The organism is Aquimarina sp. 2-A2 (assembly GCF_045505135.1).
GTDB lineage: Bacteria > Bacteroidota > Bacteroidia > Flavobacteriales > Flavobacteriaceae > Aquimarina > Aquimarina intermedia.
This window is the reverse complement of the sequence record NZ_JBJKFI010000005.1, coordinates 194,779-211,127: the sequence shown is the minus strand read 5'-3', so window position 1 is coordinate 211,127 and position 16,349 is coordinate 194,779. Positions and strand designations below refer to the sequence as shown.

Annotated in this window: 13 protein-coding genes; 7 read left to right on the top strand and 6 right to left on the bottom strand. The window is 38.4% G+C overall.

Annotated elements, in window-relative coordinates; all coding sequences use genetic code 11:
* Positions 1–126 precede the first annotated feature (126 nt).
* On the top strand, positions 127–1,068 hold the full coding sequence (locus tag ACJRPK_RS13025; RefSeq protein WP_407140520.1) for a pyridoxal-phosphate dependent enzyme: 942 nt from the start codon (positions 127–129) through the stop codon (positions 1,066–1,068).
* A 17-nt stretch (positions 1,069–1,085) separates the two neighbouring features.
* On the opposite strand, the gene ACJRPK_RS13020 is transcribed toward ACJRPK_RS13025, so the two are convergent.
* Positions 1,086–1,538 (bottom strand): tRNA (cytidine(34)-2'-O)-methyltransferase, encoded by a 453-nt coding sequence (locus ACJRPK_RS13020; protein WP_407140518.1) that lies wholly within the window; start codon positions 1,536–1,538, stop codon positions 1,086–1,088.
* 165 nt (positions 1,539–1,703) lie between these two features.
* Here ACJRPK_RS13020 and ACJRPK_RS13015 point away from each other — a divergent pair, with 165 nt between their 5' ends.
* Positions 1,704–2,243 carry a peroxiredoxin-like family protein gene (locus ACJRPK_RS13015; RefSeq protein WP_407140517.1) on the top strand — a complete coding sequence of 180 codons (540 nt, stop codon included), beginning with the start codon at positions 1,704–1,706 and terminating at the stop codon, positions 2,241–2,243.
* A gap of 64 nt (positions 2,244–2,307) precedes the next feature.
* Here the strand turns inward: ACJRPK_RS13015 and ACJRPK_RS13010 are convergent, their stop codons facing one another.
* Together ACJRPK_RS13010 and gltB are read right to left on the bottom strand one after the other, a co-directional pair.
* Positions 2,308–3,771, bottom strand: a complete 1,464-nt coding sequence (locus ACJRPK_RS13010; protein ID WP_407140515.1) for a glutamate synthase subunit beta — start codon at positions 3,769–3,771, stop codon at positions 2,308–2,310.
* A 9-nt stretch (positions 3,772–3,780) separates the two neighbouring features.
* On the bottom strand, positions 3,781–8,283 hold the full coding sequence (gltB, locus tag ACJRPK_RS13005; protein WP_407140513.1) for a glutamate synthase large subunit: 4,503 nt from the start codon (positions 8,281–8,283) through the stop codon (positions 3,781–3,783).
* Between the two features lie 376 nt (positions 8,284–8,659).
* On the opposite strand from gltB, the gene ACJRPK_RS13000 reads away from it, so the two are divergent.
* From ACJRPK_RS13000 to mnmE, 3 genes are all read left to right on the top strand, one after another.
* Complete coding sequence (locus ACJRPK_RS13000; RefSeq protein WP_407140511.1) at positions 8,660–8,998, top strand: P-II family nitrogen regulator; 339 nt, start codon at positions 8,660–8,662, stop codon at positions 8,996–8,998.
* Between the two features lie 38 nt (positions 8,999–9,036).
* Positions 9,037–10,293, top strand: a complete 1,257-nt coding sequence (locus ACJRPK_RS12995; protein WP_407140509.1) for an ammonium transporter — start codon at positions 9,037–9,039, stop codon at positions 10,291–10,293.
* A 74-nt stretch (positions 10,294–10,367) separates the two neighbouring features.
* The gene (gene mnmE, locus ACJRPK_RS12990; protein WP_407140508.1) at positions 10,368–11,759 is read left to right on the top strand and encodes a tRNA uridine-5-carboxymethylaminomethyl(34) synthesis GTPase MnmE; all 1,392 of its coding nucleotides are present in this window, start codon (positions 10,368–10,370) and stop codon (positions 11,757–11,759) included.
* A gap of 131 nt (positions 11,760–11,890) precedes the next feature.
* On the opposite strand, the gene ACJRPK_RS12985 is transcribed toward mnmE, so the two are convergent.
* Positions 11,891–12,919 (bottom strand): aldose epimerase family protein, encoded by a 1,029-nt coding sequence (locus ACJRPK_RS12985; RefSeq protein WP_407140507.1) that lies wholly within the window; start codon positions 12,917–12,919, stop codon positions 11,891–11,893.
* A 186-nt stretch (positions 12,920–13,105) separates the two neighbouring features.
* Here ACJRPK_RS12985 and ACJRPK_RS12980 point away from each other — a divergent pair, with 186 nt between their 5' ends.
* Positions 13,106–13,537, top strand: a complete 432-nt coding sequence (locus ACJRPK_RS12980) for a hypothetical protein (RefSeq protein WP_407140505.1) — start codon at positions 13,106–13,108, stop codon at positions 13,535–13,537.
* A 17-nt stretch (positions 13,538–13,554) separates the two neighbouring features.
* Here the strand turns inward: ACJRPK_RS12980 and ACJRPK_RS12975 are convergent, their stop codons facing one another.
* Positions 13,555–14,493, bottom strand: coding sequence for an EamA family transporter (locus tag ACJRPK_RS12975; protein WP_407140504.1), 939 nt, complete (start codon positions 14,491–14,493; stop codon positions 13,555–13,557).
* 37 nt (positions 14,494–14,530) lie between these two features.
* Positions 14,531–15,247 (bottom strand): 3-ketoacyl-ACP reductase, encoded by a 717-nt coding sequence (locus tag ACJRPK_RS12970; protein ID WP_407140502.1) that lies wholly within the window; start codon positions 15,245–15,247, stop codon positions 14,531–14,533.
* Between the two features lie 187 nt (positions 15,248–15,434).
* Between ACJRPK_RS12970 and rlmF the strand changes: the two genes are divergently transcribed.
* Positions 15,435–16,289, top strand: coding sequence for a 23S rRNA (adenine(1618)-N(6))-methyltransferase RlmF (rlmF, locus tag ACJRPK_RS12965; protein WP_407140501.1), 855 nt, complete (start codon positions 15,435–15,437; stop codon positions 16,287–16,289).
* The last annotated feature ends 60 nt before the right edge of the window (positions 16,290–16,349 follow it).

Here is a 16,349-nt window from a genome sequence, read left to right as displayed (position 1 = left end):
TTATATTTTAACTCTCTTATTCTATGACAAAGTACTAACATCGTACATGCCCTTGAACCATAAAAATTAAATTGGAACACGACAAAATTGGAGGATCACTTGGATACATAGTATAAAATTCACAATATGAAATCGAATCCACAAGAAATTTTGGATGCTCATAAACGCATACAATTATATATACATAATACGCCCGTGCTTACCTCGCAAACGGTAAATAACCAATCCGGTGTCCAGGTCTTTTTCAAATGTGAGAACTTTCAGAAAATGGGAGCCTTTAAAATGCGAGGTGCGGTAAATGCAATCCTGCAACTATCTAAAAAACAACAAACCAAAGGCGTTGTAACCCACTCCTCTGGAAATTTTGCACAAGCATTATCTCTAGCTGCGAAAAGCTTAAACGTCCCTGCATTTGTCGTGATGCCCAATACTGCGCCAGAGGTTAAAAAAGATGCTGTCAAAGGCTATGGAGGAGAGATTATTGAGTGTCCGCCTACCTTAGTAGACAGAGAACATGCGGCAAATCAAATTGTTCTCGATAAAGGTGCTACTTTCTTGCATCCATCTGATAACTGGGATGTGATTCTTGGTCAGGGAACTGCAGCGCTGGAACTTCTTTCTGAAATTTCTGATCTTGATTACATTATTACTCCGGTAGGTGGCGGCGGACTTGTCGCTGGGACAATTCTGGCAACCCTTGCTAAAAATCCGGGCTGTAGAGTAATTGGAGCCGAACCCAGTGAAGCAGATGATGCCTATCGCTCACTGATCAGTGGAGAGATTGAAACTAATACTACGACCAACACCATAGCAGATGGTCTTAAAACACAACTGGGCTCCTTAAATTTTCCCGTTATACGCGATCATATTGAGGCCATAATTCGTGTGGAAGAAACTGAAATCATTGCAGCTATGCAACTTATCTGGGAACGTATGAAAATTATTGTAGAACCCTCCTCTGCCACTGCTCTTGCTGCAGTATTCAAAAGCAAAGAACGTTTTGCAAATAAAAAGATCGGTATCATACTATCCGGAGGCAACGTAGATTTAAAGAAGTTACCTTTTTAGGTCCGACGTAAGCGATTTTATCTAATACTACGTAAGCCTTCATATACTACAATGCTCACGGCGTTTGCTAGGTTTAGACTACGAATATGTTCGCTATACATAGGAATCGTAAACAACCGGTCCTCGTTGTTTTCGGTAATCTGTTGGGACAAACCTGATGATTCCTTCCCAAAAATCAAAAACATATCATCCTCAAAATCAATGTCGTAATGTGTTTTAGTGCCGTGACTGGAGAGAAATGCCATTTTTTCGTTCTGATGTGTAGTAAAAAACTCTTCGGTACTTTCGTAGATATGTAAGGAGATATGTTGCCAATAATCCAAACCGGCCCGTTTCACTCTTGAATCACTCAACTCAAAACCAAAGGGTTTGACTAAGTGTAAACTTGAGCCTGACGCTAAACTTAGGCGACCGATGTTACCGGTATTTGTCGGAATTTCTGGTTCGATAAGAACAATATTATAACTCATTATACTATATGATTTTTGAGAAGTGCATAAAAGAGATCAAAGGTATTAAGATAAAAGAAGTTTTTACGTTTCCTGAAGAAAAACATGCGTTACTAAAATTTGAAAAATCAGTAACACTTCACATAGTTTAACAATAGCTTCTAAGAACCTTAAGACAGAATCCTTATGACAACGTGTATCTTCGAAAAAAAAGATATGATTAAACCAAGAACAAAAGTACCTGAACTCGAGTTAGACTTAATAAACGATACCAAATGGTCATTAGCTGACCAAAATCCCGATAATTATTCTTTACTTGTTTTCTATAGAGGGCTTCATTGTCCTGTTTGTAAGAAATACTTGGAAGATCTTACTACACGTCTTGATGATTTTGTCGAACGCGGAGTAAATGTAATTGCAATTAGTGGAGATAGCGAAGAACGCGCAAAAAAAACAGGCGACCAATGGAAAATTCCGTCGCTCCCTGTAGGTTATGAGTTATCAATGGATGAGGCCAGAAACTGGGGATTATTTGTATCAGAAGGTATCAGCGATAAAGAACCTGAAAAATTTTCTGAACCTGGTGTATTTCTGGTAAAACCGGATAGAACCTTATACTTTTCTGCCGTACAGACTATGCCGTTTGCCAGACCTTCCTTTAAAGATATTTTGAATGCTATTGATTACATTCAAAAAGAAGAGTATCCGGCTCGCGGAGAAGCGTAAAGCAAAAGCCTTCAGCTCCTATTAAATAGAGCTGAAGGTTTCTTTTTTCCCTGTATCTAAGTTTTTATATGCGTGGCAAATCTCCTTCTCCCTTCCGTGGTAAATTAGACGACCCCATAAGATGTTTATCTATATGATAGGCTGCTTCACGCCCTTCAGAAATTGCCCAAACGATTAAGGATTGTCCCCGACGGGCATCTCCCGCTGTAAAAATGTTTGACGCAGTCGTTTTATAATTTTTCGGGGATGCTTTATAATTAGAACGCTGATCGGTAGCTAAACCTGCATCTAGTGCCAATTTAGGATCGGGACCTGTAAAACCAAGTGCCAACAAAGCCAGCTCACAGGGCCACTCTTTCTGTGTATCCGGAATTTCCATCATCTCAAACCGTCCTCCGTTCTTTTTCCATTTAACCTGTACCGTGATCAATCCTTTCAAATTTCCTTCTTCATCAATTAAAAATTCTTTAGTAGCCACAGCCCAATTACGATCCACTCCTTCCTCATGGGAACTACTGGTGCGCAACCTCATTGGCCAGTAGGGCCATGGTTGATCCTTGGGACGAGTGGCAGGCGCTTTATCCATAATTTCAAAATTAGTTACCGAGGCAGCACCTTGTCGTATCGAGGTTCCGATACAATCTGATCCGGTATCTCCGCCTCCGATCACAATAACATGCTTACCGCTTGCCAGGATCTCCTTTTCATCAAACGGTTGTCCGGCTACACGTTTATTATTTTGTGATAAAAAATGCATTGCAGGTACGACCGCTTCATTTTCAGCTCCGGGAATATTCAACAATCGTGACTGATTAGCTCCCGTACATAGCAACACAGCATCAAAATTCTCCTGTAATTGAGTGATGGTAATATCCGCACCAATAGTACAATTGGTTTTAAAAAGTACACCTTCATCTTTAAGAATACGTATTCGTCGCTCTATAATATGTTTTTCGAGTTTAAAATCGGGAATACCATATCGTAAAAGCCCTCCCACATGAGCGTCTCTCTCAAAAACCGTTACTTCATGCCCCGCATTGTTAAGTTGTTGTGCAGCAGCCAAACCTGAGGGTCCTGAACCAACGATTGCTATATTTTTTCCAGTCTTTAAAGATGGTATTTTAGGTGTTATCCATCCTTCATCGAATGCACGTTCTACAATATTTTTTTCAATCATCTCAATAGCCACCGGATCCTCATTGATTCCTAAAACACATGCTTCTTCACACGGTGCAGGACAAAGTCTCCCCGTAAACTCGGGAAAATTATTTGTTGAATGTAGAATTTGCGAAGCCTCTTTCCAATTTCCTTTATACACTGCATCGTTAAAATCAGGAATTAAATTCCCTAAAGGACAACCGCTATGACAAAATGGGATACCGCAATCCATACAGCGTGCTCCTTGGTTTTTCAAACTTTTTTCGGGGAGCGGCTGTGTAAATTCCTTGTACGTTTTAGTACGTTCTGCAACATCTACGTATACTTCAGTTTCTCGCTCATATTCTAAAAATCCTGTTATTTTTCCCATGGTTTATTTTTATGCGTTGGCTAATTGTTTTTCCTTTTCCAAGCGTAACAATGCTTGTCTATACTCTTCGGGTATCACTTTTTTGAAATATAAAATTTCTTTCTCCCACGATTGTAATATGCTTTGTGCTCTGGGACTTAGTGTTGCCTCAAAATGCTTTTCTATCAGATCTTTTAAAACCATGCGATCTTCCGCTAATGTTACTGGCTCAATAATCAATTCACCAGCTCCACATTGGTTTAAAAAAGTATTATCCACATCATACACATACGCAACGCCTCCGGACATTCCGGCTCCGAAGTTTCTTCCGACCTCTCCAAGAATAACTGCCGTACCTCCTGTCATATATTCACAGCCATGATCTCCTACGCCTTCCACAACTGCCAGGGCACCAGAGTTACGGACGCAAAAACGCTCTCCGGCTTTACCGTTTATGTAAGCTTCTCCAGAAGTTGCGCCATACAGAGAGACATTCCCTGTAATAACATTTTCTTCAGGTACAAAAGTGGTACCCTCCGGTACGCGAATCACCAGCTTGGCACCCGATAAACCTTTACCCAAATAATCATTAGTCGTTCCATTAACTACTAACGTGAGGCCTCGTGTGGCAAAAGCACCAAAACTTTGACCTGCAGCTCCTGTAAATTTAATTTTCAACGTATTTTCAGGTAATCCACCGGCGCCATATATTTTAGAGATTTCATTACTTAAAATTGCACCAACGGCCCTGTCTGTATTTTTTATTTTATGTGATAGCGTTAACTTTTCCTTCCGGAAAATTGCCGGATGTGCTTCCTCTATAATTTTGAAATCCAACGCTTTTTGCAACTCGTGATCCTGCGAGGTAGTATGGTATAGTTTTACGTCAGAAGGTACTGCTACTTTATGTAAAATCGGAGAAATGTCAATTCCTGAAGCTTTGTAGTGATCTACGACTGACAAGCTGTTTATTTTTTGTACCTGACCCACCATTTCATCAATCGTTTTAAACCCTAATTGTGCCATGATTTCGCGTAACTCCTGCGCTACGAAATACATATAATTAATGACATGCTCGGGCTTCCCTTTAAATTTCTTACGTAATTCAGGATTTTGAGTAGCTATCCCAACAGGACAAGTATTCAAATGACACACGCGCATCATGATACATCCTGATGCGACTAAGGGTGCTGTTGCAAACCCAAATTCTTCGGCTCCCAATAGACAGGCAATGGCCACATCCCTTCCTGTTTTAAGCTGTCCGTCACATTCTACTACCACTCGATTACGCAAGTCATTGCCAACTAATGTTTGCTGTGCCTCTGCAAGCCCAAGCTCCCATGGTAATCCTGCATGCCGTAATGAAGTAAGCGGTGCAGCTCCTGTACCACCATCGAATCCTGAAATCAGAATAACATCGGCTTTTGCTTTTGCAACGCCGGCAGCAACTGTACCCACACCCATTTCTGATACCAATTTCACATTGATTCGCGCAGCTCTGTTGGCAGATTTGAGATCATAGATCAATTGGGATAAATCTTCTATAGAATAAATATCATGATGTGGTGGTGGAGAAATCAATCCTACATAAGGTGTAGAATTACGGGTTTTAGCAATTTCTGCATTGACTTTTGGTCCCGGTAAGTGTCCGCCTTCACCCGGCTTTGCCCCCTGAGCCATCTTAATCTGAATTTCGCTGGCGTTAGTAAGATAGTTAGAAGTAACTCCAAAACGTCCGGAGGCTACCTGCTTAATGGCACTATTTTTCCAATCCCCGTCAACATTTTTATAAAAACGCTCGGGATCCTCTCCTCCTTCTCCAGAATTACTTTTACCACCTATACGATTCATCGCAACCGCAAGGGTCTCATGAGCCTCTTTGCTTATAGAACCATAAGACATGGCTCCGGTTTTAAAACGTTTAACAATCTCAGTCCAAGGTTCTACCTCCTCTATTGAGATGGGGTCATAATTGGAAAACTCCATCAGACCGCGAATAGTCATCAACTGTTTGGATTGTTCATTGATTAATTCAGAATATTCTTTGTACGTTTTAGGATTATTATCTCTTACGGCTTGCTGTAGTTTTGCAACAGTAAGCGGATTAAATTGATGTTTTTCACCTGTGCGTCTCCATCGGTATTGCCCACCAATCTCTAAGGTGCTGTCAATAGCACTATTTGATGTAGAAAAAGCTTTGTTATGGCGTTTCGCTATTTCTTTTTCAATTTCTTTGATACCTATTCCCTCAATCCGGGATACTGTATTCTTAAAATAGGTAGCCGTAGTTTTGGCGTTAATTCCTATACATTCGAATAGTTGAGAACCTCGATAGGAGTTCAAAGTTGAAATTCCTATCTTATTCATAATTTTAAGGACTCCTTTACCGACAGCAAGGTTAAAATTAGCTATCGCTTGTGCTGCTGTGTGCTCAGGGTTGGGATGATTCTCTACTTCTTCGGTAATAATCTCATTTACCAAATATGGATTGATTGCACTGGCTCCATAACCAAAAAGCAAGGCAAAATGATGCACCTCCCGGGGTTCTGCTGATTCAATTATTAAACTTACTTTGGACCTTTTTCTTAGCGATTGTAATCTACTGTTTACATAAGAACATGCTAGCAGCGCTGGAATTGGCGCTCTATGTTTACTTACTTTACGATCTGATAAAATAATGATATTAGTTCCGTTATCAATGGCATCAGATACCGTTTTCATAAGGACTGCTAAAGCATGCTCCATCCCATTGAGACCTTTATGTATGTTATAAAGTATCGAAACTTCGGTCACCTTAAACCCCTTTTGGGTATACGTTTTAATTTTATCTAAATCTTCTTTTGAGATTACAGGATTCTGAATTTTTAATTTATTGCAATGCGCTGCTGTTCTATCAAAAATATTAGTATCTGCTCCTAAGGTAAGGCTAATGTCGGTGATCAGGGCTTCACGAATCCCGTCTAAGGGTGGATTCGTTACTTGTGCAAACAGTTGTTTAAAATAATTATATAGTAGTTGTGGTTTTTCTGATAAAGCAGCAATCGGTGTATCTGTTCCCATGGATCCGATGGGCTCTTTTGCCTGTTCACTCATTGGAAGGATGATACGATCAATATCCTCAACGGTATAGCCATAGATTTGCTTTCTTTTTGCCACAGATTCTTCTCCTATAAATAAAGGACAGGTATTATAAGGGATATCCCTAAGATGTACCATATTTTCATGTAGCCATTCTCGATACGGATACGCCTTTACAATTTTTTCTTTAATCTCTTCGTCATCGACGATACGGCCTTGTGCCATATCGACCAGAAACATTTTACCCGGTTCTAACCTGCCATGTTTTAAAATATTCTCTGGTGCTAATTCCAGCACGCCGGTCTCTGATGACATCACTACAAAGCCATCTTTGGTAACCGAATACCGTGATGGTCGTAATCCGTTACGATCCAGAATGGCTCCGATATAATTACCGTCTGTAAACGGAATCGATGCCGGTCCATCCCACGGCTCCATCATACAGGCATGGTATTCGTAAAAAGCACGTTTAGCATCAGACATTTGAGTATTCTTTTCCCAAGCTTCGGGAACTAATAACATCATCACCTCAGGAAGAGATCTACCGGACATTACTAACAATTCTACGACCATGTCCATGGATGCAGAATCCGATTTACCAGGCAGTACTACAGGCAGAATTGCTTTGATCTCTTCTCCAAACCACGAGCTTTCTAAAAGTTCTTCTCTTGAGCGCATACGCGAAACATTCCCACGTAAAGTATTAATCTCTCCATTATGACACATATACCTAAAAGGTTGTGCTAAATCCCATGTTGGAAACGTATTGGTTGAAAAACGTTGATGTACCAACGCTAAGCGTGTAACTACTCTGGTATCTAATAAATCCTTATAGTATAACTTAATATCCTCGGGCATTAATAACCCTTTGAAGATTAAAGTTTTAGTAGAAAGACTTGGTACATAAAAAAATGATTGTTCCGATAGTTTAGAACTGTAAATTAATTGTTCTGCTTTTTTGCGAAGTACAAATAATTTTAAATTAAATTCGAAGGCATTCAAGTCTGTCTTACCCTTTCCTATAAAAATTTGTTTGATATTAGGTTGTGTCTTCGCAGCTATTTTTCCTAAGCAAGTAGGATCCACCGGCAGGTCTCTCCAACCAAGCACTTCTAAACCCTGCTCCTCAATACAATCTTGAAGAATCTGAATACAGAAGTTTAATTGATTTTCTTTTCTCGGTAAAAAAACATTGCTCACTGCATACTCTCCTGTTTCAGGAAGTTCAAAGGGGCAAACTTCTTTGAAGAAGTCATGCGGAATATCGATTAAAATACCAGCACCATCTCCTGTCCTTCCATCAGAACTTACCGCACCTCGATGTTCGAGTTTATCTAAAATTTCTAAGGCTTTATGAATTATAGTATTAGAGGTTTCTCCTTTTAGACTGCAAATAAATCCTGCTCCACAGGCATCGTGTTCAAATTCTGAACGATATAATCCTTGTTGTTCCATACAAATGAGTTCGTTTTTTATCCTATCCTGATGCTTAAATTAGTCAAACTGCTTGAAAAACAATGTAAAATTGATCTATTCACCTTCATTTTTCTGAAGTCTTTAAAAAAATATGTGACAGAATATTGAAATCACAAAATGTACTGATCAAAATGCGATATTGATAATGCCATTTTTCAAAAAAGACACCTATACTCAGTGTGTACCTCTACTCCGTTAAGAAATTCTCTTTATTTCTATTAAAAATTAACATACCCTAAATATTTATAGGCTAATAATTAATATTACATAAAAATACAATCAATACCCCTATTTTTCATGGGGTATATATTAAAATTATATAGTTTTATCGAGAAATAACCATAAAATAAACTTTATGAAGAAGATTGAGGCTATTATAAGAAGGTCTAAGTATCGCACGGTAAAAGAAGCATTGCATGATGTAGGCATAACTTTTTTCTCCTATTGGGATGTCACCGGGGTCGGTAACGAAAAGAAAGGCAGTGTTTACCGCGGCGTATCATATAGCACTACCGATATACAACGCCGTTTTATATCACTTGTCATTCCAGATGACAAAGAAACTGTGGCCGTTGATGCAATTCTTACTGCCGCAAAAACAGGCGAAGTCGGAGACGGTAAAGTCTTTGTCTCAGACATTACTGAAGCATATCGTATACGTACTGCAACTAAAGGCGTAGAAACACTATCCTAAACCAAAAAATATTAACCACGCAAAACTTATAATTTATAATGGAAATACTTACTATAAACAATGTTTGGATGATGATTTGCACTGCTTTAGTCTTCTTTATGCATCTGGGCTTTTCTTTTTTGGAAATTGGTTTAACCCGCCAAAAAAATACGATTAATATTTTATTCAAAAATCTTTTTATAATATGCATAGGCTTGTTATTATATTGCTTAATCGGTTTCAATTTAATGTATCCGGGATTTGAAGCTGACGGCTTAGGAATTTTAAAATTTGCCGGTTTCGGATTAGATTCACCTATGACAGCTGAAGGCTTACTTGATTTATCCTATAACTCAGGATATACCTTTTGGACAGATTTTCTTTTTCAAGGCATGTTCGCTGCAACAGCAGCAACGATCGTATCCGGTGCTGTAGCGGAGCGTATAAAACTGGGAAGCTTTATGCTTTTTACGATTCTCTATATCGGAATCGTGTATCCCATCGTAGGATCCTGGCAATGGGGAGGCGGCTTTTTGTCTTCACTCGAAATTGGGAAAGCTACGGGTTTTCACGATTTTGCAGGTTCTACTCTGGTACATTCTGTTGGTGGTTGGGCAGCATTGATCGCTGTTTATTTTTTAGGTCCCCGGTTAGGTAAATTCAGTGAAAATGGCCATCCACAAGTAATACCCGGTCATAATATTCCCATGGCATCTGCGGGTGTCCTGATTTTATGGTTGGGATGGTTCGGTTTTAACGGAGGGTCTGTATTATCTGCCGATCCGGCAGCTACTTCGTTGACTTTAGTTACAACTTCGTTAGCCGCTGCCGCCGGAGGAGTTACAGCCTTTATTTTTTCAACTCTACTTTACAAAAACTATGATATCACTATGTTTCTTAATGGTATTCTGGGAGGGCTGGTTGCGATAACCGCCGGAGCTGATCAAATGAGTCCGACAGATGCTATTTTGATTGGATTGCTAGCGGGTATTGTTATTGTTCTGGGGATTAAACTTGTCGACAAGTTACAACTTGATGACCCTGTGGGAGCAATTGCTGTGCATCTGATTTGCGGAATCTGGGGAACCCTAGCTGTGGGTATCTTTGGTAACAAAGCAGGTATTGATCAACTTGCAATCCAGGGAATTGGTGTATTACTTATCGGAGTGTTCTGTATGCTGTTTTCTTTATTATTTCTGGGAGCAATCAAATTTACATTAGGGCTAAGAGTCTCTGAAAAAGAAGAAATTGATGGTTTGGATAGTCATGAGCACGGTATGGAAGCGTATTCAGATTTTAGGACCAACCAACATTAGAATTAATTCTGATCTGCTATGTAATACTATCGTATTTTTATCATTGCCTGTAAAATTTATGTAATTTTGCCTTCATGATTTCAAAAGATACGATAGTAGCATTAGCTACAGCTTCCGGCGCGGGAGCAATTGCCGTTATTAGAGTTTCGGGTGTAGATGCTATCTCAATTGGAGCCTCTATATTTAGGTCCATACATGCTAAGGATTTGCGAAAACAAAAATCTCACACAATACATTTAGGTCATATTGTGGATGGTGATCGCGTATTGGATGAAGTCTTGATTTCTATTTTCAAAGGTACCAATTCATATTCCGGGGAACCGACTATCGAAATTTCGTGTCACGGATCAAGTTACATTCAGCAAGAAATCATACAATTACTATTGCGTAAAGGCTGCCGAATAGCGCAAGCGGGAGAGTTCACACTAAGAGCTTTTATCAATGGTAAATTAGATCTATCTCAGGCAGAAGCTGTGGCAGATTTAATCGCATCTGATTCTGAAGCTTCACATCAAATTGCCATGCAACAAATGCGGGGTGGTTTTAGCAGTGAGATCAAACAGCTTCGCGATGAACTACTTAATTTTGCTTCTCTGATAGAATTAGAACTTGATTTTGCCGAGGAAGATGTTGAATTTGCAGATCGTACACAGTTTGAAACTTTGATTTCTAAAATCACCACCGTTTTGAAAAGACTGATTGACTCCTTTGCTGTTGGTAACGTCATCAAAAATGGAATTCCGGTCGCTATCGTCGGAGAACCCAATGTTGGAAAATCTACACTACTCAACGCCTTACTCAATGAAGAACGTGCTATTGTTTCTGAAATTGCAGGTACTACCCGGGATACTATTGAGGATGAGATCGTTATAGGTGGTATAGGTTTTAGATTTATAGACACCGCCGGTATTCGCGATACCAAAGATGTTGTTGAAAGTATTGGTATTAAAAAAACATTTGAAAAAATTGAGCAAGCACAAGTTGTCATATATCTGTTTGATAGCTCATCACTAACCGAGGATCGTTTAAGACTGCTAACCACTGAAATTGGTAAAATCAAAAACAAATATCCTCTCAAACCTTTACTAGTTGTTGCTAACAAAATTGATGCACTTGCCAAAAATGAACAGGATAAACTCGTTGGCGAAATCCCTGATCTTCACTTACTTTCTGCGAAACAAAATATTGGTGTCGAAGCGCTTAAAACACACCTATTGGACTTTGTAAATACAGGAGCCCTACATAGTAATGAAACTATTGTTACCAATTCAAGACATTACGATGCTTTGCTTAAGGCCTTAGAAGAAATACAAAAAGTTCAATACGGTCTAGACTCCGGCTTATCAGGTGATCTTATGGCTATCGATATACGCCAAGCCCTCTATCATTTTGGCGAAATTACCGGTGAGATTACTTCTGATGATCTGTTGGGTAATATTTTTGCTAATTTTTGTATTGGGAAGTAAGGTACAATAATACTTTATTCTGCCTGTTCCTCTTCCACCACTTCCCATTCATAGGATTGATTAAGGTCGTACTTAGCGAACCAGTTTGACTAGAACTTGATGTTAACTATTTTGATCACAATCTTCAGGACTTAAACTACTCCAAACTTAAAAACACTTGTATTTTCATAAACCTCTCCCGGTCTTAGAAGTGTTGAAGGAAAATGCGGGTGATTCGGTGCATCTGGATGTTTTTGATTTTCGAAACAAATAGCGGGAAAATCATCATAAATCGTGTTGTTGGCATACTTCCATTGTGGAAGCTCCTTAGGTGTATAAATAACAACAGTTGGCTGGTTTGTATACACTTCCATCTTGATCCCGGAATGCAAAGATCTTAGTACAGCTTTAGGAAGTATTGTATCCTCGTATATGAAAGTATCGTCTAACCCTTCGATTGTATGTAATTCATTCAACGTTGAAGGTTTTCTAAAATCATAAGCTGTGTTTGCTACAGGTTTTATTATTCCTGTCGGAATCAACTTTGAATCCACTTCAAGCATTTCTTTGCTATTAAGCTGAAGTTCGTGATTTTTAATCGAACCTGCTCCATCCAAATTGAAATACGCATGATTCGTTAAGTTTATTACAGTATCCTTATCAGAAGTTGCCGAATAACTTATCTTTAACTCATTAATCTCTGTTAATTGATAGCTGGCTGTAATTAATACGTTACCGGGATAACCCTCTTCCAAATGTTCACTCTTATATTCGAAAACTACCCTCAAAGTATCGTTATCAATAGTTTTAACTTTCCAGAATTTCCCATCTAAACCATGTTTGCCTCCATGCAAATGAATTCCGTTTTCATGATAAATGGGAAACTCTTGCTCATTGATTCTCAGCACATCGGTTGAGATACGGCCTGCATACCGACCCACCGTTGCTCCAAGTAAAATGGATTCTCCATTAATATATTTGTCGATATAGGCTCGTGATGATGCTAGTCCTACAATAACATTGGTCAGCTTCCCATCTTTATCAGGGGTTTCAAAACTTTGTATAGAAGCTCCAAAATTAGACACCTTCAAACGGGTTCCATTTTGATTTTCCAGCACAAGTGTTTCGATCTCATTGCCTTTATATTTATTCTTTAAGTGCTCGATAGTATGTTGTTTCATTAAGAGATGTTAAACAATGTAGTACAAGTACAAAGCTACTTTATTAGAAATAACTAAAAGATTTTTAATCCTTGTATTTGAAATAACACCTTGTCAATAATCGATAAAATTTGTTAATAATCGTATAATCCATTAGAAATAAACGTGATAAACAATTGCCAAATGTAATTGTTATATTTTTGTGCCATGCAGTATTTGAAAGACACCATCTTCTACCAAGAAGCTATTCAGGAAATTAACTACGATTTTGGAAATTATTACTTATTCGAAACCTTTGTGATAGGTGAGATCAACGAGGATGTTGTATATACGTGGAAACATCATGGAAAAAAGGTAGTAGAGGAATTGAGCCATATATATGACAACAATGGCAAAAACTTAGTTTACATCACAAATAGAGTAAACGCCTACTCGGTTGTACCCAGCGATTGGATCAACTTTTTTAGGCTCAGTTATTCTTTAAGAGCATATGCAGTAGTTAGTAGCAACCCGACCACGCTATTTAATAGCGCTTTAGAAAAGCTTTTTATGCGAAGTAGAATGAAAAAATTCAAATCTCTCGAACAAGCTATTGTTTGGGCCAAAAATTTAGCTTTGGAAGATAAAAAAACCGCATAGACTCAAAACATAAACCGTTATTTCAATTTTTTACTTAGGCGTCCGGAAAATCGCGAAAATATCATAAGTTTTTTCTTTGTATTAATAAAATATACTCCGGTAAGTAATACAACTGCTGCAATCATAGACTGTACGGTAATATTCTCATTTAAAAAGTACCACCCTAAAGTGAGTGCGATGATCGGATTCACATAGGTAGAAGTTGCCACTTTCTCTGGAGATACAACCTTTAGCAAATAGTTAAAAGAAGTAAAGGCCACAATACTTCCAAACACTATTAGTAAGATCATCGTATACTGTACAGGTGTACTCCACACCATTGGTGAAGTCCATGTCTCTCCGAATATAAAGCTTGTAAGCAATAATAGAATACCTCCGGTAACCATCTGGTATCCTGTATTCACAAAGTAATTCGAAGGTAGATCTGCTTTTGATACAAAGAGGCTTCCATACGCCCATGATAACATACACATAAAAATCATAATCATTCCTGCAATAGAATTTTCCTGATTAATAATCGCTTTCTGACTTACCAGTAAATAAACTCCGATGATTCCTAGAATCACCCCAATCATTGACATCAACTTTATCTTCTTGCCCTGTAATATCCGCATTAAGAGCAGTACGATTAGAGGTTGTGCAGAAATTTCGAGCGCCGCAAATCCACTATCCACATAGCGAAGTGCCCAAACTACCACACCGTTTCCAAAAGTCAAAAACAGAAAACCCGCAATTACAGTGTTCAAAAATTGCTTGCGAGATATAGCTACGTTAATTCCTAAAAATTTTGCCAATATAAAAATCAGCACTCCTGCCGTTGTAAACCGAATAGAAGCTAACATAAATGGAGGTAATTCGGTTACCGCGATTTTATTAAGTAAATAGGTGGACCCCCATATTACATAAATTGAAAAAAATGAAGCTATGATTAAAGTGGGATTACCAGATTTACTCATAGTCCAATAGTGTTATACCGATTTTTGCAAATAATCGTTACGGATTTGTTGACCATATACTTGAATTTGTTATCATCACTCTACGGTTCAGTTTCAATTGAGCAAGAACCAGCTCTGCTATATCCTCGGGTTGCATAACGGTCTCAGGGTTCCCATCTGTCAGATTTAAGTCCAACGCCATATCTGTTGCCACCGTACTGGGCAATAATGCACTTACACGGATGTTATGTTTACGTACTTCTTGCATCAATGATTCTGTAAGTCCAAGAACTCCGAATTTAGAGGCGCTGTACGCACTCGTCATAGCATTCCCTTTGACTCCGGCTGTTGAGGATACATTGAGAACATCGCCTGTCTTCTTTTCTATCATAGTAGGTAAAAAAGCGCGGGTGACATAATAAGTTCCCATCAAATTGATTTTTATAATATCCTCCCATTCGGTAGGGGTTAGATCCATAAAGTTTCCGAATTTCCCTATGCCTGCATTATTTATCAAGATATCTATTGAATCAAAGGCTTGTAAAACTTTTTCTGCTGCCATATTTACCGAATCAATAGAGGCAACATCTGCCGTTACCAGTACCGTATCAACGCCATAACTTTTTGCTTCTTCTGCTACGTTTTCTAGATCTGTAGCTGTTCTTGACAATAAAGCAACATGGACACCTTCTTTTGCCAGGGCCAAGGCTATAGCTTTACCAATTCCCTTACCTGCGCCTGTAATTAATGCTTTTTTACCTTTTAAAATTTCCATAATTTATTTTTAGAAAATAGACGAAACTTTATCTTATTTTTCCAAAAGTACACTAAACTTTTAGAGTGCATATTTGTTCGTTGTTTTTTTAGCATATTCTTATACTTTATGGCCGCAAATGACTTGTTAAAAAAATTGCATAGAAGTTTTATCAACTTAACTGTACCTTTGTATAAAACTCGCAAATTTGCATCCAGATAATATTCATCAGAAACCGTACGATTTTAAAGAACTCATAAAAAGTTATGAAGTCTTAAGCTCATTTGTTATCACCAATCCAGTAGGAACTCAAACGATAGATTTTGCAAATCCAGATGCTGTATATGCGTTGAATAAAGCACTTTTGATTAGCTATTACGGAATCAAAGCATGGGATATTCCGTCAGGATACTTATGTCCTCCTATTCCCGGTCGCGCGGATTATATCCATCATTTGGCTACTTTTTTAAAATTAGATAAAAAGCTAATCAAAGGTTTAGATATTGGCGTGGGCGCTAATTGTGTGTACCCTATTTTAGGCAATCATTTATATCAATGGCAGATGGTAGGCTGTGACAGTGATGCTACGGCAGCAGAAGCGGCTCAAAATATCGTTCGGCTAAACCCGCACCTACAAGATGCTATTCAAATTCGTCATCAAGATAATAAATCAAATATTTTTGAAGGAATTATTCATACAGATGAGTATTTTGATTTTACCATGTGCAATCCACCGTTTCATAGCTCAAAAGAAGAAGCGCAAAAAGCCACACAGAGAAAAACACATAACCTAAAAATTAAATCCAACGATACGTTAAACTTTGGCGGACAAGCAAACGAGCTTTGGTGTAACGGCGGAGAAGCGCTATTTCTAAAACGTATGGTCAAACAAAGTAAATCATACGCAAAACAAGTAGGAGTTTTTACGAGTTTGGTTTCTAAAAAAGAGACCTTACCTAAACTAGAGAAACAACTTAAGAAATTAGGAGCTTCTTATCAGATTATTGCTATGGAACAAGGCAATAAGAAAAGTCGATTTATCGCTTGGAAGTTCTCAGCTTAATAATTAAAATTTATTTTTTGCTAAAAAAAAACGGACAAAGCTTCACAACCTTGTCCGTCA